General features: G+C 38.5%; 21 protein-coding genes. 12 read left to right on the plus strand and 9 right to left on the minus strand.

The window, feature by feature from the left end:
- The 5 genes from VLB74_RS06775 to VLB74_RS06795 form a co-directional block, all read left to right on the plus strand.
- On the plus strand, positions 1-949 hold a 949-nt coding region (locus VLB74_RS06775), incomplete at its 5' end, for an acyltransferase family protein (protein WP_325202700.1).
- Between the two features lie 263 nt (positions 950-1,212).
- Positions 1,213-3,984 carry a bifunctional aconitate hydratase 2/2-methylisocitrate dehydratase gene (locus VLB74_RS06780; RefSeq protein ID WP_325202728.1) on the plus strand — a complete coding sequence of 924 codons (2,772 nt, stop codon included), beginning with the start codon at positions 1,213-1,215 and terminating at the stop codon, positions 3,982-3,984.
- 126 nt (positions 3,985-4,110) lie between these two features.
- Complete coding sequence (locus VLB74_RS06785; protein ID WP_325202701.1) at positions 4,111-6,375, plus strand: aconitate hydratase; 2,265 nt, start codon at positions 4,111-4,113, stop codon at positions 6,373-6,375.
- A 102-nt stretch (positions 6,376-6,477) separates the two neighbouring features.
- On the plus strand, positions 6,478-7,023 hold the full coding sequence (locus VLB74_RS06790; RefSeq protein WP_325202702.1) for a TlpA family protein disulfide reductase: 546 nt from the start codon (positions 6,478-6,480) through the stop codon (positions 7,021-7,023).
- A gap of 115 nt (positions 7,024-7,138) precedes the next feature.
- Entirely contained in the window at positions 7,139-8,503 is a 1,365-nt protein-coding gene (locus VLB74_RS06795) for a C40 family peptidase (protein ID WP_325202703.1), read from the plus strand.
- A gap of 274 nt (positions 8,504-8,777) precedes the next feature.
- Here the strand turns inward: VLB74_RS06795 and VLB74_RS06800 are convergent, their stop codons facing one another.
- The 3 genes from VLB74_RS06800 to VLB74_RS06810 all read right to left on the minus strand — a co-directional run bounded on the left by VLB74_RS06800 (position 8,778) and on the right by VLB74_RS06810 (position 12,477).
- Positions 8,778-9,299: a GNAT family N-acetyltransferase gene (locus VLB74_RS06800; protein WP_325202704.1), complete on the minus strand. Its 522-nt coding sequence runs from the start codon at positions 9,297-9,299 to the stop codon at positions 8,778-8,780.
- Positions 9,300-9,506: 207 nt separating this feature from the next.
- Entirely contained in the window at positions 9,507-10,955 is a 1,449-nt protein-coding gene (locus VLB74_RS06805; protein WP_325202705.1) for a glyceraldehyde-3-phosphate dehydrogenase, read from the minus strand.
- 130 nt (positions 10,956-11,085) lie between these two features.
- Complete coding sequence (locus VLB74_RS06810) at positions 11,086-12,477, minus strand: S1C family serine protease (RefSeq protein WP_325202706.1); 1,392 nt, start codon at positions 12,475-12,477, stop codon at positions 11,086-11,088.
- Between the two features lie 144 nt (positions 12,478-12,621).
- On the opposite strand from VLB74_RS06810, the gene dapF reads away from it, so the two are divergent.
- From dapF to VLB74_RS06835, 5 genes are all read left to right on the plus strand, one after another.
- Complete coding sequence (dapF, locus tag VLB74_RS06815) at positions 12,622-13,431, plus strand: diaminopimelate epimerase (RefSeq protein WP_325202707.1); 810 nt, start codon at positions 12,622-12,624, stop codon at positions 13,429-13,431.
- Positions 13,432-13,444: 13 nt separating this feature from the next.
- Positions 13,445-13,981 carry a GNAT family N-acetyltransferase gene (locus tag VLB74_RS06820; protein ID WP_325202708.1) on the plus strand — a complete coding sequence of 179 codons (537 nt, stop codon included), beginning with the start codon at positions 13,445-13,447 and terminating at the stop codon, positions 13,979-13,981.
- Between the two features lie 4 nt (positions 13,982-13,985).
- The gene (mltG, locus tag VLB74_RS06825) at positions 13,986-15,026 is read left to right on the plus strand and encodes an endolytic transglycosylase MltG (RefSeq protein WP_325202709.1); all 1,041 of its coding nucleotides are present in this window, start codon (positions 13,986-13,988) and stop codon (positions 15,024-15,026) included.
- Between the two features lie 85 nt (positions 15,027-15,111).
- Positions 15,112-15,987, plus strand: coding sequence for a DUF2279 domain-containing protein (locus VLB74_RS06830; RefSeq protein WP_325202729.1), 876 nt, complete (start codon positions 15,112-15,114; stop codon positions 15,985-15,987).
- A gap of 99 nt (positions 15,988-16,086) precedes the next feature.
- On the plus strand, positions 16,087-16,728 hold the full coding sequence (locus tag VLB74_RS06835; RefSeq protein WP_325202710.1) for a peptidoglycan-binding protein LysM: 642 nt from the start codon (positions 16,087-16,089) through the stop codon (positions 16,726-16,728).
- A gap of 3 nt (positions 16,729-16,731) precedes the next feature.
- On the opposite strand, the gene VLB74_RS06840 is transcribed toward VLB74_RS06835, so the two are convergent.
- From VLB74_RS06840 to dnaA, 3 genes are read right to left on the minus strand one after another with little or no spacing between them, the layout of a single operon-like run.
- Complete coding sequence (locus tag VLB74_RS06840) at positions 16,732-17,457, minus strand: SAM-dependent methyltransferase (RefSeq protein WP_325202711.1); 726 nt, start codon at positions 17,455-17,457, stop codon at positions 16,732-16,734.
- The gene (locus tag VLB74_RS06845; protein ID WP_325202712.1) at positions 17,457-17,921 is read right to left on the minus strand and encodes a low molecular weight protein-tyrosine-phosphatase; all 465 of its coding nucleotides are present in this window, start codon (positions 17,919-17,921) and stop codon (positions 17,457-17,459) included. The genes VLB74_RS06840 and VLB74_RS06845 overlap by 1 nt, the downstream gene beginning before the upstream one ends.
- A 3-nt stretch (positions 17,922-17,924) precedes the next feature.
- Positions 17,925-19,352: a chromosomal replication initiator protein DnaA gene (gene dnaA, locus VLB74_RS06850; RefSeq protein WP_325202713.1), complete on the minus strand. Its 1,428-nt coding sequence runs from the start codon at positions 19,350-19,352 to the stop codon at positions 17,925-17,927.
- A 190-nt stretch (positions 19,353-19,542) separates the two neighbouring features.
- On the opposite strand from dnaA, the gene VLB74_RS06855 reads away from it, so the two are divergent.
- Positions 19,543-19,953, plus strand: a complete 411-nt coding sequence (locus VLB74_RS06855; RefSeq protein ID WP_325202714.1) for an acyl-CoA thioesterase — start codon at positions 19,543-19,545, stop codon at positions 19,951-19,953.
- A 22-nt stretch (positions 19,954-19,975) separates the two neighbouring features.
- On the opposite strand, the gene VLB74_RS06860 is transcribed toward VLB74_RS06855, so the two are convergent.
- The 3 genes from VLB74_RS06860 to ribD are packed head-to-tail and all read right to left on the minus strand — an operon-like array spanning position 19,976 to position 22,247.
- Positions 19,976-20,584 (minus strand): IMPACT family protein, encoded by a 609-nt coding sequence (locus tag VLB74_RS06860; protein ID WP_325202715.1) that lies wholly within the window; start codon positions 20,582-20,584, stop codon positions 19,976-19,978.
- An 8-nt stretch (positions 20,585-20,592) separates the two neighbouring features.
- Positions 20,593-21,192 carry an HAD family hydrolase gene (locus VLB74_RS06865; RefSeq protein WP_325202716.1) on the minus strand — a complete coding sequence of 200 codons (600 nt, stop codon included), beginning with the start codon at positions 21,190-21,192 and terminating at the stop codon, positions 20,593-20,595.
- Positions 21,189-22,247: a bifunctional diaminohydroxyphosphoribosylaminopyrimidine deaminase/5-amino-6-(5-phosphoribosylamino)uracil reductase RibD gene (ribD, locus tag VLB74_RS06870; RefSeq protein WP_325202717.1), complete on the minus strand. Its 1,059-nt coding sequence runs from the start codon at positions 22,245-22,247 to the stop codon at positions 21,189-21,191. Before ribD ends, VLB74_RS06865 begins: the two co-directional genes overlap by 4 nt.
- A 108-nt stretch (positions 22,248-22,355) precedes the next feature.
- Here ribD and VLB74_RS06875 point away from each other — a divergent pair, with 108 nt between their 5' ends.
- Entirely contained in the window at positions 22,356-22,841 is a 486-nt protein-coding gene (locus tag VLB74_RS06875; RefSeq protein WP_325202718.1) for a GNAT family N-acetyltransferase, read from the plus strand.
- Positions 22,842-22,969: the final 128 nt, after the last annotated feature.

A 22,969-nucleotide genomic window follows, 5' to 3' on the forward strand; every position in this document is an offset into this window, starting at 1 on the left:
TTTTGTGCTGAGCGGTTTTCTCATTGGTTCCATTCTGCTTAAAATGTTTTTGTCGGAGGAATTTACCACCAAAAATTTGTTTGTTTTTTTGAAAAGAAGATGGTTTCGGACATTACCGGCCTATTATTTGGTGCTGATAATCAATATAGTTGTTGCCTCTTTTTTTTCGTATGACATAAGCGGAAGCTGGAAGTATTTCCTGTTTATTCAGAATTTTTCCAACTATGACATTGTAATTTTTACGGAGTCCTGGAGTTTGTCGGTAGAAGAGTGGACTTATATCATAGCTCCCTTGCTGTTGTTTTTTGGGTATAAAGTTTTTAAAAGCAATAAGAAAATGGGTTTTTTATTTGTTTCTATTTTCCTGATTCTGTTCTTTCATCTGTTGCGTTATGATTTTTATCTGAATGCTAAAATTTCGAATATGCAAACCTGGAATCTGGCTGTAAAATCATTAGTGGTTTTTCGAATCGACTCTATTTTAATCGGTTTTTTGGTGGCTTGGTGGCATTGTTTTTACAAAGAGATTTTAAAGAAGTATAGTGTTTACCTGTTTATAATTTCTATTCACTTGTTCTTTCTGCAGTTTGTTGTGCTCAACGTTATGGGGGTTGATATTATGACCAAACCGTTTTATTTCATAGTGTTTTATTTTACGTTTTCCTCACTGACCATGGCTTTGGGATTGCCTTTTTTTGTCAACTGGGAATTTTCAAACGGAATGCTTGTAAAGCCAATTCAGTTTGTCAGTAAAGTGTCTTACAGTGTCTATCTGTTACATTACAGTATCATTGCAGTTCTTATGAAACAATTTTTTAATCCGGAGAATCTGTCTTCTTTTGCTCTTTTGGGATTGATAGGATTTTATTTGGCAGCAGTTTTTTTTCTCAGTTTTTTGCTGTATAAATATTATGAAAAACCCATAATGGACCTTCGGGATAAAATTTAGGACTGATGATTTGTTAAAATAGTGTCTCGTTTTTTTACGATTTGTCAAAATAAAATGTAAAAATTACGAATTCGTAAAAAACACACGTTTAAAAGAGGTTTTGTTAAGTTATCTGCATTAAAATAGAACCTTTATAAATAATATTCTTTTGAAATTAATGAAATGCTAAATATTTTTTAATTCGAATCACATTGTCTAAATTTGTGCAACTTTATAAAATAATAATAACATAATCTATTCATATTATGGCTTTTGATAATGCAATGAGTATTTATAACGATTACATTAAAGAGATCGAAGAGAGAAAAGGTCAGGGACTTCATCCTAAACCTATTGATGGGGCAGAATTACTAACTGAAATTATTGCACAAATCAAAGATTTAGATAATCCGAATCGTGAAGACTCGCTAAAATTCTTTATTTACAACACATTGCCTGGAACTACTCCAGCTGCAGGTGTTAAAGCTAAATTTTTAAAAGAAATCATTCTGGGTGAATCAGCAGTTGCTGAAATTACACCTGCTTTTGCTTTAGAATTATTATCGCACATGAAAGGTGGTCCTTCAATTGAAGTACTGCTTGATTTGGCTTTAGGTAATAATGCTGCTATTGCAATTGAAGCGGCAAACGTGCTTAAAACACAGGTTTTCCTTTATGAAGCGGATACTAACCGTTTAAAAGAAGCTTTTGATAATGGTAATGTAATTGCCAGAGAAATTCTGGAAAGTTACGCCAAAGCTGAATTCTTCACTAAACTTCCTGAAGTAGCTGAAGAAATTAAAGTAGTGACTTTTATTGCCGGTGAAGGTGATATTTCAACCGATTTATTGTCTCCGGGTAACCAGGCGCACTCACGTTCAGACCGTGAATTGCACGGTAAATGTATGATTACACCTCAAGCACAGGAGGAAATCAAGGCGTTACAGGCGCAACATCCGGATAAAAGTGTGATGCTAATTGCTGAAAAAGGAACGATGGGAGTAGGTTCGTCAAGGATGTCAGGTGTAAACAACGTGGCGCTTTGGACGGGTAAACAAGCCAGCCAATACGTTCCGTTTGTAAATATAGCTCCGATTGTTGGAGGTACAAACGGTATTTCTCCAATTTTCTTAACGACTGTTGATGTAACAGGAGGTATTGGTCTTGACCTTAAAAACTGGGTAAAAAAGACAGATGCGGCTGGAAATGTTGTTCGTAATGAAAATGGAGAGCCGGTTTTAGAACAAGCATACTCTGTGGCTACAGGCACAGTTCTTACAATTAACACAAAAACGAAAAAATTATACAACGGCGATCAGGAGCTAATTGATATTTCTAAAGCATTCACTCCTCAAAAAATGGAATTCATCAAAGCAGGTGGTTCATATGCCATTGTTTTTGGTAAAAAAATCCAGACTTTCGCTGCGAAAACTTTAGGAGTTGAAGCTCCTGCAGTATTTGCTCCTTCAAAAGAAATTTCTAACGAAGGGCAAGGTCTTACAGCTGTTGAGAAAATCTTCAACAGAAACGCTGTGGGTACGACTCCGGGGAAAGTATTACACGCTGGTTCCGATGTCCGTGTAATAGTTAATATTGTAGGTTCACAGGATACGACTGGTCTTATGACTGCTCAGGAATTGGAATCTATGGCGGCTACCGTGATTTCGCCAATCGTTGACGGTGCTTACCAATCAGGATGTCACACGGCTTCAGTTTGGGATAAAAAAGCACAGACTAACATTCCGAAATTGATGAAATTCATGAATGATTTCGGTCTGATTACGGCGCGTGACCCGAAAGGTGTTTATCATTCAATGACCGACGTAATCCACAAAGTACTTAACGATATTACGATTGATGAGTGGGCAATCATTATTGGTGGTGACTCTCATACAAGAATGTCAAAAGGTGTGGCTTTTGGTGCCGATTCAGGAACCGTTGCTCTTGCATTGGCTACTGGTGAAGCTTCAATGCCAATTCCGGAATCAGTAAAGGTTACTTTTAAAGGTAATATGAAAGGGTATATGGACTTCCGTGATGTGGTTCATGCTACTCAATCGCAAATGCTTAAACAATTTGGTGGTGAAAACGTTTTCCAGGGAAGAATCATTGAGGTTCACATCGGAACACTTACTGCTGATCAGGCATTCACATTTACCGATTGGACTGCAGAAATGAAAGCAAAAGCATCAATCTGTATTTCTGAAGATGCTACCTTGATCGAATCATTAGAGATTGCTAAAGGAAGAATCCAAATAATGATCGACAAAGGCATGGACAACGCAAAACAAGTGTTGAAAGGATTGATTACTAAAGCTGATAAGAGAATTGCCGAGATTAAATCAGGTGAAAAACCGGCTCTGACTCCAGATGCAAATGCTAAATATTATGCTGAAGTTGTTGTTGATTTGGATCAGATTGCTGAACCAATGATTGCTGACCCAGACGTAAACAATGCAGATGTTTCTAAACGATACACTCACGATACTATCCGACCGCTTTCTTTTTATGGAGGAACGAAAAAAGTAGATCTTGGATTTATTGGTTCTTGTATGGTTCACAAAGGTGATATGAAGATCCTTGCTCAAATGCTTAAAAATGTTGAGGCACAAAAAGGTAAGGTTGAATTCAATGCGCCTCTTGTAGTGGCACCACCAACATATAATATCGTTGATGAATTGAAAGCCGAAGGTGACTGGGAAGTTTTGCAGAGATACTCTGGTTTCGAATTTGACGATAATGCTCCGAAAGGTGCTGCTCGTACAGAATATGAAAACATGTTGTATTTAGAGCGTCCGGGCTGTAACCTTTGTATGGGTAACCAGGAAAAAGCAGCTAAAGGAGATACTGTGATGGCAACTTCAACGCGTCTTTTCCAAGGAAGGGTTGTAGAGGATTCAACGGAGAAAAAAGGAGAGTCATTGCTTTCTTCTACACCGGTTGTGGTATTGTCTACAATTCTTGGAAGAACTCCTACCATGGAAGAGTATACTGCTGCAGTAGATGGTATCAATCTGACTAAATTTGCGCCATCTCACAAGCTGTTAGTTAAATAATCAATTCGATTAGTTAATCGTATTCAAAAAGCCCGAGTCATAAACTTGGGCTTTTTTTTATTACCGATTTATTTTTTTCGTAAATTGTATGTTTAAAATTGACTAACAAAATAATTATTTAATCTTATGGCTTTTGATATAGAAATGATTGAAAAAGTGTACGCGAATATGGCTGCACGCGTGGATAAAGCGCGCGGGCTGGTTGGGCGTCCGCTTACCTTGTCTGAAAAGATTTTATATGCTCACCTTTGGGAAGGAATGCCTTCTCAAGCGTTCACAAGAGGAAAAGATTATGTTGATTTCGCACCGGACAGAGTAGCATGTCAGGATGCAACGGCTCAAATGGCATTGTTGCAGTTCATGCACGCCGGAAAAAATAAAGTAGCTGTTCCGACGACAGTACACTGTGATCACTTGATTCAGGCAAAAGTCGGTGCTAAAACGGATTTAGAGGTTGCCAATACACAATCAAAAGAAGTTTTTGATTTCCTTTCTTCGGTATCAAACAAATACGGAATCGGATTCTGGAGACCGGGATCTGGAATTATCCACCAAATCGTGCTGGAAAATTATGCTTTTCCCGGCGGTATGATGATCGGTACGGATTCTCACACAGTTAATGCCGGCGGTTTAGGAATGTTGGCTATCGGAGTTGGCGGTGCTGATGCGGTAGACGTAATGTCCGGTATGTCCTGGGAGTTGAAATTCCCCAAATTAATCGGAGTGAAATTGACCGGAACATTAAGCGGTTGGACAGCTCCAAAAGACGTAATATTAAAAGTGGCCGATATCTTAACCGTAAAAGGAGGTACAGGTGCTATCGTAGAATATTTTGGGGAAGGTGCCGAGTCTATGTCGTGTACCGGTAAAGGTACAATCTGTAACATGGGTGCGGAAATAGGAGCTACGACTTCCACTTTCGGTTACGATGATTCCATGAGAAGATATTTAGTGGCTACGGGCCGCCAGAAAGTTGTAGATGCTGCGGATAAAGTAGCTTCTTACTTAACGGCTGATGCGGAGGTTTATGCTAATCCTGAACAATATTTCGATCAGTTAATCGAAATTAATTTATCGGAATTAGAGCCTCACATCAATGGGCCTTTCACTCCAGACAGAGGTACTCCGGTTTCCCAAATGAAAGCGGAAGCAGCAGCTAACGGATGGCCGATAAAAATAGAGTGGGGTTTAATCGGTTCATGTACGAACTCTTCTTATGAAGACATGTCAAGAGCAGCTTCGATTGTTGAGCAGGCTGTTGCATATGGTATCACACCAAAAGCAGAATTCGGTATTAACCCCGGTTCTGAACAAATCCGTTACACTATCGAAAGAGACGGAATCATCGCTACTTTCGAGAAACTGGGAACAAAAGTATTTACCAACGCCTGCGGACCGTGTATCGGACAGTGGGACAGAGAAGGTGCTGATAAACAAGAGAAAAACACTATTGTTCACTCATTTAACCGAAATTTCTCCAAAAGAGCAGACGGTAACCCGAATACCCACGCTTTTGTAACGTCTCCGGAAATGGTGGCGGCTTTAGCGATTTCAGGACGTTTGGATTTTAATCCAATTACAGATACTTTATTGAACGATAAAGGGGAGGAAGTGAAATTGGTTGCTCCAACAGGAGATGAATTGCCAAAAAGAGGTTTCGATGTGGAAGATGCAGGATTCCAGGCTCCTGCAGCAGACGGTTCTTCTGTAGCGGTTGTGGTTGCTCCAACTTCCGAACGTTTACAGTTATTAGCGCCGTTCACAGCTTGGGACGGTAAGAATATTGTCGGAGCCAAATTGTTAATCAAAGCGTACGGAAAATGTACAACGGATCATATTTCCATGGCAGGTCCTTGGTTGCGTTTCCGCGGGCACTTGGATAATATTTCAAACAACATGTTAATTGGCGCTGAAAATGCCTTCAACGGAAGAGCTAATGCGGTTAAAAATCAATTGACAGGAGAGTATGCAGAGGTTCCTGCTGTTCAGAGAGCCTACAAGGCGGCTGGGATTCCATCTGTAGTTGTGGGTGATCATAATTATGGTGAAGGTTCTTCCCGTGAGCACGCAGCAATGGAACCAAGATTCCTAGGGGTTAAAGCGGTATTGGTGAAATCCTTTGCCCGTATCCACGAAACAAACCTTAAAAAACAGGGAATGTTGGCATTAACCTTTGCAAATGAAGCAGACTATGAAAAAATACAAGAAAATGATACAATCAATTTCTTGGATCTGACAGAATTTGCGCCCGGAAAACCATTATCAATGGAGTTCGTTCACGCCGACGGTTCCAAAGATGTTATCATGGCCAATCATACTTACAACGAAGGTCAGATTGGCTGGTTCGTAGCAGGTTCTGCTTTGAACTTAATCGCTGCCGGTAAAGCATAAAGCGAAATACTATTAAAATTATATTAAAAAACGTTCCTCGAGGGGGCGTTTTTTTGTTGATAGCTGTGGTATTTCTATATTTACATCCTAAACCTCCATCAAATGAAAAAAATAGTTGTAATTGGTATTGTTGCTTTAATTGGTATAGTGGGATTTCTGAATAGTGATAAAATTCAAGATACAGTTTTTGGTTCGGATTTACCGGAACCGACAACTATAGCTTTTGAAAAACAGTTGCCTTTATATTCATATGACTGGAGGTTAATCGGGCCAACAGGAAAAATGCTTTCGTTTATAGAATATAGGGACAGAAATGTGATTGTAAACTATTGGTCTCCAAATAATCCGGAATCAGTGGGAGAATTGAAAGCCTGGTCTAAATTATACGAAGATTATAAGAATGATGTTTTTTTTGTTTTTGTTACGAAGGACCAACAGGGTAATGTAAATGATTTTATAAAAGATAACGGGTATGTTTTTCCGGTTTATTATTCGGGAAGTACTCCTCTGAAGTCTATCGTTTTGGATAAAACCCCGAAAACATACCTGATAACAAAAACCGGAAGAATTGTCGTAAATCATAGCGGAGCTGCGAATTGGAATTCAGAAAGTTTTAGAAAAGTTCTGGATGACTTGCTAAAAAGATAATAAATTAAAAATCCCTTCGTTTTAAACTTACTTTTGCCCCCCAAGAGAATCTAACCATTTTAATAATTGCCATTTGATGAATTTTTCGAGACTCCTTTTTTTTCTTTTTTTACTGATGTCTGCCTCTGTTTTTGCACAAAAAACTATCAATCATAAGGTGGTAAGCGGCGAATCTGTATACAGTATTGCGAAAAAATATGATGTTACGGAAGCCGATATTTTTGAATTGAATCCTAAAGCAAAAGGATTACTGCAGTTGGACATGGTACTGGTGATTCCAAAGAATTCAAAGAAAAAGGCAGAAGATAAAAAAACGAAATCTGTTCCAAAGGGCCCCAGTCATAAAGTGGAGTCAGGGGAATCGTTGTATACGATAGCAAAAAAATATGATACTTCCGTTGAAAAGCTGCGAGAGGCCAATCCGCAATTGGAGTCTGATAATTTACAGCTAAACGAGCTGTTGGCTTTGCCAAAAGGCGTTAAAAAGCAAGAGGAAGAAAAACTCTCGAAAGCAGAAAGAAAAAAAATCGATAAACTTCAGGGCAAATTACAAAAACATACGGTTGCTTCAGGTGAATCATTTTATGTCATAGCGAAAAAATACAATGTTTCTGTTGAGGAACTGAAAAAAGTAAATCCGCAGGTTGAAAACAATAAATTGGATGTTAAGGATGTAGTGTTTATTCCGGGAACTGAAAATTCAGCAGACTTAACTGAAAAAAAGAAGACTAAAGAAAAGGAAAAGAAAGAAATCGAAAACAGCAAGCCAGAGCCTTCTGTTGTGGTTACCAATGATGATAATGAATCTGCCAATAATGGAAATTCAGGAATTCATGAGGTAATGCCTAAAGAAACAAAATACGGCATTTCAAAACGTTACGGGATATCTATAGCAGAGCTGGAAAGGTTAAATCCGCAAATTGTTAATGGTTTAGACGTAGGGCAGCGTCTGGTGATTAATGAAACAGCTAAAAACGAAGTTGCTAAAATTAAAGAAGTTTCGACAGAAGAGGAGGATAAAAATGTTGTTTCAACTTCAGATGAGAAAGATTCAAAAACAATTGTTGAAGTACCTCCAATGTCGGCAGATGCTATTGAAAAAGCTGAATTTTTAATAAGCAAGGCTTCTGAAAATTTGGGAGTTCGTTATCGTGGGGGAGGAACAGATCGAAATGGTTTTGATTGTTCCGGATTGATGTTTAGTACTTTTAGAAATATCGACATGACTTTGCCCAGATCATCTTCGGAAATGGCATCCGGCTCGGGTGTGAAAATTGACAGGGGTCAGGCACAAAAAGGCGATTTGATTTTCTTTGCTACCCGTGGCAGATGGGTAGGTCATGTGGGAATGATTACCGAAGTTTTGGAAGATGAAATCAAGTTTATTCATTCTTCAACGAGTTCAGGAGTGATTATTTCATCTACCAAAGAGTCTTATTATGCGAAACGCTTTGTTCAGATTAACAGGGTTTTGAATTAAGTGGAATATAAATAATAAACGATAAGAGGCTGTCTAAAAACAAAAGGCAGCTTTTTTTGTTTTATTATCCTTAACCCTCGCTGTCTTAAGCAATATTGTTTTCTTGTAAAAGCATATAAGTCAATTAAGTTTTTTATCGTTTAGAAAATCTTCATAACTTATATGTTTATTGAATGATAATCCATTTAGGGACTATATTTTTTTTAATTATGTAAGTCATTAAGTTTTTAGCATTTTGACTTTTGAGACAGCTTCTTTTTTTTGTGCTGTAAGTTTAAGTCCAATCGATTTTCTCAATCACATATTCAAAATTCTTTTTTTCAGGTTCTCCGTGATAAGCAACTTCGATTTCCCGTACTTTTTTTGCTCCTAACCGTTCGATGGCTTTTTGTGAACGATAGTTTTCTGCTCCAATATGAAAGTAAACGTGGTCAGTAAACTGAAAAGCATAATCAATCATTAGTTTTTTTACCATCGGATTATAGGTGGAACCCCAGTAGGCTCTTCCGTAAAAAGTATAGCCAATTAAAATGCTTTTTTCGGATTCATTCAAATCGTAAAAACGAGTACTTCCAATGAAGGAATTCGTTTTTTTGTCCATAATGATAAAAGCACCGCCTGAAGCCATGGCTCCCTCGAAAAAGTTCTGAAAAACCTCCCGTTTGTACCGGTCTTTATTCGGGTGCTGTTCCCAGATAAGCGGGTCGGAAGCCACATGGTATAAGGCTTCAAAATCTGATCTTTTTAAAGGAACCAGTCTGACGAAATCGTTTTCTAAAAATGGCTGAAGGTTCATGTTTTGTTTGATAAGTAGGAAGAATGCGATTTATGTAAAAATACTTTTTATTGATGAAAGCAAAGAGATTAGTATTGTAAATGTTGTTTTTTATTGTTTGTTTTTTGATAAACCGACTTGACTCCGATTTTTTTTCATTACATCAATATAAAAAAAATCCGCCTCAATTTCTTGAAGCGGATTTAAAATATGTTTTATTTCTGACTACTAGTAGTACATATAACGTCTAACTTTTGCAATGTATTTCGCTAAACGGATAACCTGGTGGCTGTAACCGTACTCGTTATCGTACCAGATGTAAAGCACAACGTTTTTACCGTCAGCAGAAACAATAGTAGCATTACTGTCGTAAATAGCAGGAGCCGAAGTTCCAACAATGTCAGAAGATACTAATTCGTTGTTCAGTGAATATTTGATTTGCTCCACTAAATTTCCTTCTAAAGCGTATCGTTTCATGATCGCGTTGATGTCGTCTTTAGAAGTGTTTTTGCCTACTTCAAGATTTAAAACCACCAAAGATCCATTCGGAACCGGTACGCGGATAGCGTTTGAAGTTAATTTTCCCGCTAAACTTGGTAATGCTTTTGCAACTGCGCTACCGGCACCTGTTTCGGTAATAACCATGTTTAAACCTGCAGCTCTACCACGACGGTATTTTTTGTGCATGTTGTCTACCAGGTTCTGGTCGTTTGTATAAGCGTGGATAGTTTCCAAGTGTCCTTTAACAACTCCTAAAGTTTCCTCGATAGCAGCTAAAACCGGAGTAATAGCATTGGTAGTACAAGAGGCGGCAGAGTAGATTTTTACTTCATCCGGGTTGTACTCTTCGTGGTTAACACCGTAAACGATGTTCGGAACACCTTTACCAGGAGCGGTTAATAATACTTTGTCAACTCCTTTAGAAGTCAGGTGACGGCTCAATGCTTCTTCGGTTGTGAAAGCACCTGTGTTGTCAATTACCAAAGCATCGTGAATTCCGTATGCAGTATAGTCAATTTCTTCCGGAGAATTTGCCGTGATGATGTGAACAGTAGAACCGTTGATAACCAAAGCGTTGTTTTCTACATCAGCAGTAACTGAACCCTCGAAATCACCGTGAACCGAGTCATAACGCAATAAAGAAGCACGTTTTTCCAATAAAACAGCGTCGTTTTTATCGCGGGTAACAATCGCTCTTAATCTCAATTGTTGCCCTTTTCCGATTTTCGACATCATTTCACGAGCCAATAAACGTCCGATACGTCCAAAACCGTACAATACCACGTCTTTTGGTTTGATTTCGGAAGTGTCTTTAGCGTTTTTCAGTTTGTCGATAACGAAAGCTGTTGCATCGTTGTATTTGTCGTCTTCTAAATGATATTCGTATGTTAATTTACCGATGTCAATTCTTGCAGGCGGTAAATCTAAAGCCTGGATTGCTCTTGCGATTTCTACAGAATCAAAAACGTTGATTGGTTTTTGAACAAATTCCACTGCATATTCGTGCAAGTTGATTATATCACTAACATTTCTGTCGATTAATTGGTTTCTGAAAAGTACCAACTCGATCGATTTGTCATACCATAAATCACTGATAATCTTGATAAGTTCTACGCCAGCTCTTCTTCTGTCTGCCTGAAAAGCCAATTCTTTTTCGTATAAAACTGAATTGTCCATATATTAAGTGTGTTGTTAGAAATTGGTGCAAAATTATTGATTTTTAATCAGATTACGGAAAATATTTTTGTGAAATATTGCATAAAAAAAACCAGTCGTTTGACTGGCTTGATTGAAGTGTGTTTCTTGTTTATAAAATCATCTGAAGTCGCTCTCCAGCCTGTGTGATAACCTCGATACGGAACTTCTGATTGTTAGTTTTTGAATTCAGGATTCGGGAGGCCTGTTCCATCGAGTTGATCTTGTTTCCGTCGATTCTCAAAATAATGCTTCCTTTTAAAACATCGGCGTATTCAAGATAACGCTCGTTGGTCACATCCTTGATTTTTACACCTTCCTTCAATTGGAATCGTTTTTTGTCATTGGCATCTATTTCTTCAAATTCGAAACCTTCAAATTCTACGTTAATCAGTTCTTTTTTGGTCAGTTTCACAGGAATCGTTTTTCTCTCGCCATCTCTTAAGAAGCCTACCTGAACTACATCATTGGGGCGTTTTGTATTGATGTAAGATGTTAAGTCTGAATACCCGTTTACCGGTTTATTGTCCAACTGAACAATAATATCGCCTTGTCTTAAACCGGCTTTTTCAGCTCCTGAATTTTTTGAAATGGAATTTACGTAGAAGCCTTGTGTTTGTTTTACGCCTAATTCTTTAGCGGCTTCGCTGTTTAGTTCTCCGCCTCCTACGCCTAATACACCGCGTTGTACATTTCCGTATTCCATCAAATCTTCAATGATTTTTCGGGTGATGTTTGAAGGGACGGCAAAAGAGTATCCTACATAAGATCCGGTTTGTGAGGAAATCATAGTGTTGATTCCGACAAGCTCTCCTCGGGTATTTACCAAAGCTCCACCGCTATTTCCCGGGTTTACGGCTGCGTCGGTTTGTATAAACGATTGGATGCCGGTATTACTCAAGTCTCTTGCTTTGGCAGAAACGATTCCTGCAGTTACCGTCGAGTTGAGGTTGTACGGATTCCCTACTGCCAAAACCCATTCGCCAACTTTCATAGTGTCGGAGTTTCCAAAAGTGGCATATGGCAGTTTTTCATCAGCAACTATTTTTAAAAGGGCAATATCCATTTTACTGTCGGTGCCCATTATTTTTGCTTTGTATGATTTGTTGTTGTTCAGTGTTACTTCCAATTCGGTAGCATTTTGAATAACGTGGTTATTGGTGACAATATAGCCGTCTTCAGAAATGATCACACCCGATCCGGTTCCTATCTGTGTTTGTTGCTGCCCCCCGCGATATCCATAGAAGTACTCCATGATTGGATTGGAAGGGACTTCGGAAACGGTGACATTCTTCACGTGTACCACATAATGTACCGCTTTTTCTGCTGCAACTGTAAAATCGCTGGTTTCTCCACCCAGACTTACATTTCTTGCGTAATTGTCTGAAGCGATTGATAATTTGCTTCCCGAACCGTTCTTTGGCTCGAAAAATAATTTGTATGCGCCAAGCGTTATTGTTCCGCTTAACAGAGATACTACTAATAAGCTTGAGAATTTATTCATAATGTTGAGGTATGTTTGTTTATTTAACAGTAAAATTAAGAACTTCATGAATTCAAAAAAATGCTTTAACGGTGGTTTAACAATCTTTAACTTGTCTTTAATATTCGTAATTATTCGTATTTTTGCTACTTATTTGAATATCAGATGAATTACATATTTTACAAATATCAGGGAACAGGTAACGATTTTGTCATGATTGATAATCGTAATTTACATTTCCCCAAAAATGATACCAAATTAGTCGAGCAATTATGTGACAGACGATTTGGCATTGGTGCGGATGGACTCATTTTATTGGAGAATGATGCGTCGACCGATTTCAGAATGGTTTATTATAATTCCGACGGTAATGAGAGCTCCATGTGTGGCAACGGAGGCCGTTGTTTGGTGGCGTTTGCAAAACAACTCGGAATTATCGATGCTGAAACTACTTTTATAGCTACCGACGGACTTCATTATGCAACAATTACTGAAGACGGTATTGTTTCGCTTCAGATGAAAGATGTGGATGAGGTTCAGGAGCATGAAAATCACGTTTTCTTAAATACGGGATCACCGCACCATGTTCAGATCGTGGAGGATTTGCATATTTTCGACGTTCAGAATGAAGGCGCTAAAATCAGATATGGTGCATTGTATGGAGAAGAGGGGAGTAATGTAAACTTTGTTTCGCAAACGGGAGAAAATACGTTTCGATTGCGTACCTATGAACGCGGTGTTGAGGGAGAAACCTTGTCATGCGGAACCGGAGCTACAGCTGTGGCCATTGCAATGAAATCGACAGGAAAAACGGATAGTTCGCTAATCGAATTGCAAGTGGAAGGCGGAATTCTTGAAGTTTCCTTCCAAGAGAAAAACGGATTTTTTACCCATGTTTTCCTAAAAGGCCCTGCAAATTTCGTTTTTAAAGGAGAGGTTTCTGTTCCGGAATCTGAAAATTTAATAATTCAATAATCCGGTAATCAAATTGGTAACACTCAAAGGAAATACCGTATACCTTCGTGCATTGGAGCCGGAAGATCTCGAATTTGTCTATGCGATAGAAAATGATGAGGAAATCTGGGAAGTAAGCAATACGCAAACGCCCTACAGCCGTTTTTTAATCAGACAGTATCTTGAAAATGCACATCAGGATATTTATGAGGCAAAGCAGCTCCGCCTGGCTATTTGTATAAATGACGGATTTGAGGCTGTCGGACTGATTGATTTATTCGATTTTGATCCTAAAAACCAACGTGCCGGAATAGGGATTGTGATCAAAAATCATGAACACAGGAGTTCAGGCGTTGGGAAAGAATCACTTGAATTGCTGATTAAGTATTGTTTCGAACAATTACAGCTACATCAGCTCTATGCAAATATTGGTACGGAAAATACCCCAAGTATCAACCTTTTTACTAATTTTGGCTTCCAGTGCGTAGGCATAAAAAAAGACTGGAATCGTCTTCAGAATAGCTATGCAGACGAAGGTTTTTATCAATTAATTAATCAAAAAAATAAATAAAGTTTTGAATCCTAAAAGAATTGTTTCAATTGTTTCTGTCGGTATTTTAGTGGCGGCAACCGTTTTTGGAGTTGTCGTTTATACTAAAGCATTTACGCCAAATACAAAATTCAATGAAAACGAGGTTTTTGTTTATGTTCCGACAAATTCCACTTACGAAGATGTAAAGAAAATCATGTCGCCTTATGTGGAGAATATGGATAAATTTGCTTTTGTAGCCGAGAAGCGCGGTTACAATGCCAATGTAAATCCCGGAAAATTTTTGCTGACCAAGGGGATGAGCAGTTTCAGTATTGTTTCGTCATTACGACATAATGTTCCGGTTAAATTAGCGTTCAACAATCAGGAATCGTTGAGTAAGCTGGTGCAGCGTTTGTCTTCTCAAATTGAGCCGGATAGCCTGACACTTACTAAAGTGTTCACGGATTCTGTTTTTATGGCAGAAAACGGATTCAATAAAGATAACATTCTGGCTATGTTCATTCCGAATACCTATGAGTTTTATTGGAATGTCAGTCCGACAAAAGTGCGCGATAAACTGGCCAAAGAATACAGAAGATTCTGGAATGAAGAACGTCAGGCGAAAGCAAAAGCTTTAAATTTAACTCCTGTTCAGGTTTCGACTCTTGCAGCAATTGTTCATGAAGAAACGGCAAAAGCAGATGAAAGACCACGTGTGGCTGGAGTATATTTAAACCGTTTGAAAAAAGAGATGCCTTTGCAGGCGGATCCAACTGTAATTTATGCGATAAAAGAAAAATCAGGCAACTTCGATCAGGTAATTAAGAGGGTGTATTTTAATGATTTGAAAATCGGGTCTCCTTATAATACTTATATACACACAGGATTACCGCCGGGACCAATTGCTATGCCTGATATTTCGGCTATTGACGCAGTGTTAAACGCTGAAAAACACAACTATGTGTATTTTTGCGCCAGTGTAGACCGTTTTGGGTACCACGAGTTTGCGGAAACTTATGAGCAGCATCAGGTAATTGCCAAAAAATATGCCGAGTGGGTAGCACAACAAGGGTATCAGCGTTAAGCTCTTGAATAGGCAATTGCAAATAACAATAAAAGAATCGCAAGCGTTTTTTAACAGAAAAGTGCTTGCGATTCTTTTTGTATTGATGGTTTTTCCGGTTTACTCACAATCAAAATTTGAAGCTTTTTTAACGCTTTCAGATACTTTAAATGTTAAGAGAAGGAATATTGTCTATATTTCAGAATCTGCTTTTTTAGGGGTGACTTTGATAGGGTTGAATCAGCTCTGGTATAAAGATTATCCGAAATCGTCTTTCCATTTTATTAATGATAATAATGAGTGGCTGCAGATGGATAAGGCTGGGCATTTGTATACGACATATCACATGGGGCGTTTCGGTGCTGAAGCCCTGGCTTGGAGTGGTGCCGACAAAAAGCACCAATTGGTTTATGGTGCGACTGTTGGTTTTGCATTCATGACAGTAGTGGAGGTTTTTGATGGTTTTTCTGCAGAATGGGGTGCCTCTTGGGGTGATGTGGTAGCCAATACGATTGGAACTGGTATGTATGTTTCACAGGAGTTGCTTTGGGAGGAACAAAGAATAACACCAAAATTTTCGTTTCATACTACTGAATATGCTGATTTGCGTCCAAATACTTTGGGAAGCAGTCTGAATGAGCAGATTCTTAAAGATTACAATGGTCAAACCTATTGGCTTTCGGTCAATCTGCATAGTTTTTTTAAAGAAAGTAAAATTCCAAAATGGTTTAATGTGGCTTTTGGTTATGGTGCCGACGGTATGCTGTATGGTGACAGTGAATCAGTGCCGGCCGACATAGAAATGCATAATCAGCGAATGCGTCAATTTTATTTGAGTGTTGATGTTGATCTGACCCGGATTAAAACAAAGTCTCCAGTTTTGCGAACACTTTTTTCTGTTTTGAACACGATTAAAGTACCTGGTCCAACCTTGGAAATTAATCAGTTTGGCGATGTAAATGGCTACTTAATCTATTTTTAACAAACTTTAACTGTCTGATTTTCAGAATCATAAATTAAGACTATATCTTTGCATACAGGTAATTTCATACTGGTGACAGCGGATGAGAAAATTTAATTTATGGTAAAAAAATGGATGTATTTTTCAGGATTAGTCCTTATGATTACTCTGATCAGTTCTGGTTTTAAAGCCTTTGAACCCGAAAAACTAGAGGGTTTTCACGTTGAAAATGACGAAGTGATAGACTATCAGGTTCCTACCAAAGAAGAAACCGAAAAAGTGTATTTTAATTTTCCTTATACGGGAAAATCTTTTGTTGGTTTTAAGCAAGCAATTGCAATTAAGGAGTCTCTAGGATTATACAGATTGGTGAATTCCTATGGTTACATGGGGAAATATCAGTTTGGTAAAAGCACACTTCGTACATTGGGAATTCATAATACGGCTAATTTTTTGAAAAATCCACCCTTGCAGGAAAAAGCTTTTAAGGCTTTGTTGTCGAAAAACAAATGGGAACTGCGGGACGAGATAAGGCGTTATGAGGGGAAAATAATCAATGGAGTAAAAATTACGGAGTCCGGTTTGTTGGCGGCTGCACATTTAGGTGGGGCCGGTTCGGTGAGAAGTTACTTGAGGACAAACGGGCAAAATGGTTTTACTGACGGATTCGGGACTTCCCTGAAAAGCTATATCAAGAAGTTTGGAGGTTATGATACTACAAATATTGTAGCCAACGCAAATCCAAAAGTAAAAATTGAATAAAAATCAGTTCATTTTATGAATGATAAAAATGCAAGGTCGGTTATGTAAATCGACCTTGTTTTTTTTCCATTGGTTTACCGATTGGGTTTTGATGAATTCTGTCGGTAGGGTAATGTCGCAGGCAACGCACAAAAGGGTGTTTGGTTGCAGGATCAGAAGCAAATCTTCCAGGAATTTGTTGTTTCGGTATGGTGTTTCAATGAATAATTGTGACTGGTTTTTGTCGAAAGACAGTTTTTCCAGATTTTTAAGAGCCGATTTTTTATCCGATTTGTCAATAGGCAGGTAGCCGTTAAAAGCAAAGCTCTGTCCGTTCATTCCTGAAGCCATCATTGCCAATAGGATAGAGGATGGGCCAACCAACGGTACTACCTGAATACCTTTTTCATGCGCGAGTTTCACAATTGCGGCACCTGGATCGGCAACTCCGGGACAACCTGCTTCGCTCATTAATCCCATGTTTTTTCCTTCCAATAACGGTTTTATGAATTCGTTATGCTCGGAAACATCGGTGTGTTTGTTTAAGGCGAATAGTTTTAGTTCCGGTTGCTTCTTTTCAGGATGGACACTTTTTATGAAGCGTCGTGCTGTTTTTTCGTTTTCAACTATATAATGGTCAATGAAATCAATAGTTCTCTTTATGGTATGTGGTAAAACATCCTCGGGATTCATTTCGCCTAAAGTGGTCGGAATCAAATATAATTTTCCAAAAAGAGTACTTGCTTTCATCAGTGCTTGGCTTTAAGTTTTTGAGCGATAATTTCGCAGGCTTCATTCAGTAACATGTAAACATGTTCAAATCCGCTTTGTCCTCCATAATAAGGATCCGGGACATCGACGTTTTCTCCGGGAAAAAGCTCGTCTAAAATCATGACAACTTTTGATTTTGCTTCCGCGTTGGGTGCTAATGCGATAACATCCCGATAATTGGAAATATCCATTACGTAGATGTAGTCAAAGGTGTCAAAATCTGATTTGTTGATTTGTCTTCCCCGCTGATGGGTAATGTCAAGTCCCTTGTTTTTGGCAATGAGAATCGAACGTTTATCAGGTTCTTGTCCGACATGCCAACTGCCTGTTCCTGCAGAATCTACTAAAAAGAGCTCTTTAGGAAGTTTTGATTGTAAAATTCCTTCTGCCAAAGGGGAACGGCAAATGTTTCCCAGGCAGACCATTAAAATCTTAACCGGCATATTTTATAACGATAACTTTTTGTGGATGTCGTCAACGTATTTTTTGAATTGCTTGTCCGTTGAAACCAAATTGTCTACAGTCTTGCAGGCGTGTAAAACGGTGGCATGATCACGGGATCCTATTTGTGATCCGATATTTGCCAAAGAGGCTTTGGTGAATTTTTTAGCAAAAAACATAGCCAATTGGCGCGCTTGAACCACATCGCGCTTTCTGGTTTTTGACTGTAGTGTTTCTACATCGATCTGGAAATAATCGGAAACAATTTTCTGGATATAATCGATGGAGACTTCTCGTTTTACATTTTTTACGAATTTCTCTACGACTTGCTTTGCCAATTCAATAGTAACTTCGCGGTGGTTGAAAGAAGACTGGGCAATCAATGAAATGATAGCGCCTTCCAGTTCGCGAACGTTTGATTTTATATTCTTGGCAACATATTCGATGATGTCATCCGGCATTTGAACCCCGTCACGGTATAAAATGTTTTTAAGGATGGAAACTCTTGTTTCGTAATCCGGTTGGTGAATTTCAGCTGAAAGTCCCCATTTGAATCTTGATAACAGACGTTGCTCGATGTCCTGCATATCTACTGGTGCCTTGTCTGAAGTAAGGATAACCTGTTTGCCGTTTTGGTGTAAATAATTAAAGATGTGGAAGAATACATCCTGTGTTCCTGCTTTTCCGGAAAGGAATTGCACATCATCAATGATTAAAACATCAATCAGCTGGTAGAAATGAATAAAATCATTTCGGGTATTTTTCTTAACCGAGTCTATGTATTGTTGCGTGAATACTTCTGCAGAAATATACAAAACGGTTTTATCAGGGTGTTTTTCTTTGATTTCAACACCAATAGCGTGCGCTAAATGGGTTTTTCCTAATCCGACACCTCCGAAAATAAGAAAAGGATTGAAGGACGTTCCTCCGGGTTTGTTGGCAACAGCCATACCTGCTGAACGTGCCAGACGGTTTGAATCACCCTCAAGGAAATTATCGAAGCTGTAATTAGAATTTAATTGCGATTCTATTTTTACATTTCGGATACCTGGGATAACGAACGGGTTTTTTAATTCCGGGTTTTTATTTTGAATGGGAACATCGATTTCCTGTGTTTTTACCGCAGAACGATTGTTACTTGGCAGTTGCTCCGTGAACGGAAGTTTGTTGCCAAGTTTGTTCTCCATTTTGATTTTATAAAGTAACTTTGCGTTCGGTCCAAGCTCCTTGGTAAGTGCTACCTTTAATAATTTAACATAATGCTCTTCCAGCCATTCGTAAAAGAATTTGCTGGGAACTTGAATATATAAGGCGTTATCTGTAAGTTCAACAGCCTTGATAGGTTCAAACCAAGTCTTGTAGGCTTGATCTTGAATATTATCTTTTATAAAAGACAGGCAGTTTTCCCATACTGATTGCGCAGTTGTACTCATATATTCAGGCATGTTTTTTATAATTATTTGTTGGACAAAAAGTTATTTATTGGTTAACTTTTTTTGATTGGGAAGACAAATATGTGGACAAAATTTTTCAAAAAAAAATCTTTTGTGTATTGGTTTTGTAAAAAAAAAATTGTAAGCCGTTTTTAGAAAATATTTAGAATAAATTAACATAACAAATAGTATGAAAATACATCAATTTCAGGTTCGTGTCCGATATGCCGAAACCGATCAGATGGGGGTGGTTTATCACGGAAATTATGCTCAATATTTTGAGATGGGACGCGTGGAATGGTTGAGAAACCTAGGGGTTTCGTACAAATGGATGGAGGAAAACGGTGTGATGCTTCCGCTGGTTTCACTATCGATGAATTACAAAAAACCGGCACGTTATGATGATTTGCTGACGGTGAAAACAATCTTTAAAAGTCAGACCTCCGTTAAGATAGAATTTGACTACGAAATTTACAATGAAAAGGGTGAGTTATTAACAATTGGGAACTCGGTTCTGGTGTTTGTTGATACGAAAACGGGCAGACCAATTTTGCCTCCAAAATACATCACGGAACGGTTGGTTGAATTTGTGGAAAATTAAAAAAAAATCGGTAACTCGTTTTTTATTCCTTTTCAAGAATCTCCACTTCGAACAAGTTAGAGAAAATGTCGAACACCATTTCGGCATTTTTTTTTCGGGTTGCAATTTCGATTTCGCAATCCATTTCCATTTTCTGGGAAACGATATCGAGATTTTTTTCTTTGATGACGCGCATCACCTTGTTCATGTTTTTATAATCGAAGCGGATGAGATAATGAATATCGATGGTTTTTTCAATGATGGGAGCAACCTCCAATGCCATTTGAGCGGCAGTTTTATAAGCCGAGATTAATCCGCCTACGCCCAGTTTTACGCCGCCAAAATAACGAACGACCACTACAAGAGTGTTTGTAACGTTGAATGACTGGATTTGCCCGTAAATTGGCATTCCTGCTGAATTATTGGGTTCGCCGTCGTCGTTGGCGCGGTATTGGATTTTGGTTGTGCCCAATTGAAAGGCATAGCACCAATGTCTGGCTGAATAGTGCTGTTTTTTTAAATCTTCAATAATTGCTTTAACTTCCTCTTCGGAAGTAACGGGATACGCATAGCCAAAAAACTTGCTGTTTTTTTCTTTATAAAGTACTTCTTCCGAAGCGGCTTCAAGGGTCTTATACGAGTCGGTTTCCAATGGGGAATTTACCAGGTTTTGTCAAACAAATCCACAACGTCTTCCTTGCCCACTTCCAGGTTCCATACGTGCATGCCCAAATTGGCGGCCACTTCAGTATGGTGTTTGTTGTCGTCTACAAAAAGGGTTTTCTTCGGATTTAAATCGTGTCGGTTGATGATGTAATTGAAGACTTCCGGATCCGGTTTTCGTAAACCTATTTCATAAGAGAAATATACTTTTTCAAAACACTGATAAAATTCACGGCAAAAGGTCATGCCTACTTTGTGTTCAAATTTTTCGATATGTGTCTTATCAGTATTGCTTAAAAGGAACAATCGGTATTTTTGTGATAAGCGTTGTAAAAATTCCAAACGATACAGGGGAAAATCCAATAATATGGCATTCCATGCTTCTCTTATTTCGTCTAATTCTTTGTTTGGGATATAACGCTGAAATCCTGTAAAAAATTGCAATTCGTCAATTTTTCCCTTTTCATAACGCTTGTTTAGACTGTCCAAATCCTCATTCCAGCATACCAGCCCTATTTTTCGCATATGGTCAAAAGGCGCCTCCTGACTTAAATTGATAAAGACATTCCCAAAATCAAAAATAATTGTATCGATCATACATTCCTTAAAATTAAAAGTTCGTCATCCAAAACAGCTTGTTTTTTGATTAGGTTTCCTGAAAGATTTGGTGCCGATTTTCCTTTTTTAAAACTTACATTTCCTCTGAAAACCAGGGCTTCATCCCAAAGGTTTGCATCGATAAATGTTTGTAATGTCTGTCTTCCGCCTTCTATGATTACCGATTGGATTTCATGTTTGAAAAGTACATCGGAAACGGTGATGGCCAAAGAAGAATCAAAGGTACAATTTTCGTAAAAAATATTCTCAGAATTCTTGAAATTTTGACTTTCCGTTATGATAATTGTTTTTGTTCTTCCGTCTTTTACAGAATAATCTTCTGATATTTTTCCTGTTCTGTCCAATACGATCCGTATCGGGTTGTTTCCCGTCCAATCGCGAACATCCAATTTCGGGTTGTCATCCAAAACAGTTTGTGTTCCGACCAGAATGGCTTGTTCCTGACTACGTATTTTGTGCACCAATTGTCGGGAAAACGGATTGGTAATCCAAACAGGTCTTTTATTATTGTTAAAAGCCTGGCGATAATCTTCATCCGGTGCGATAAAAAGGTCTGTGGTTTCAGCCCATTTTAAGATAATATAAGGCCTTTTCTTTTGATGGAATGTAAAAAAACGTTTGTTGAGTTCATTGCATTCGTCTTCCAAAATGCCCACCGTAACATTTATCCCTGCTTCCATGAGTTTTTTTATCCCGTTTCCGGCTACTTTCGCAAAGGGATCAATGGTTCCGATTACTACTTTCGGAATTTTATTGGCAATAATCAAATCGCAGCAGGGTGGGGTTTTTCCAAAATGACTGCAAGGTTCAAGGCTTACATAAATTGTCGATTTGGATAATAGTGATTTGTCTTTTACCGAATTCACCGCATTCACCTCGGCATGTGGTTCACCTGCTTTCCGATGCCAGCCTTCACCGATTATTTTTCCGTCATGTACAATTACACTGCCCACCATCGGATTCGGATAGGTAGTTCCCAAGCCGTTTTTGGCTAATTCTATACAGCGTTTTATGTACTTTTCGTTCGTAGTCATTGCTTTACTAAAGAGATGAGAAACTCTGTCGGCTAATTTTAAATATCGCTTTTTTTTTGTGAAGGTTTACTGTATCTTCACAGTACAAAAATAAGCTATTTCTTAAGAATGGGAGAAGTCGTAATCAGGGAAATCCAAAAAGAGGATAATGTTTCGGTCGCCAAAGTAATCAGAAGTGTTTTGGAAGAATTCAACGTGCCGAAAGTTGGAACTGCTTATGCCGATCCGCAATTGGACTGCATGTTTGAAACGTATTCTGATCCTCAATCGGCATATTTTGTTGTCGAGAAAGAAGGCAGGATTATCGGTTGCGCCGGAATTGCTCCTCTAGCCAATGGTGCTCCCGAGGTTTGTGAACTGCAAAAAATGTATTTTCTTCCCGAAACGCGAGGGTTGGGGATAGGAGCTAAAATGATGCAAATCTGCCTGGATAAAGCAAGGAATTTCGGTTTCAGGCAATGTTATCTGGAAACGATGCCTTATATGGAAGCGGCTCAAAAATTATACATAAAATCAGGTTTTCGTTATCTGGATGCGCCGATGGGATGCACAGGACATTCTTCTTGTCCGGTCTGGATGGTGAAGGAAATTTAGAATCTGTTTCAGGGCTGATTTTTGAATAGCCTAGCCAAGGAAGTTAAAGGGTTTGGATATGAAAAAGTATAATTATTACAGAATTGGTGCTAAAAGAATATCAAAATTCGTATTTTGCGAGGGTGATT

This window comes from Flavobacterium sp., assembly GCF_035456225.1.
Lineage (GTDB): Bacteria > Bacteroidota > Bacteroidia > Flavobacteriales > Flavobacteriaceae > Flavobacterium.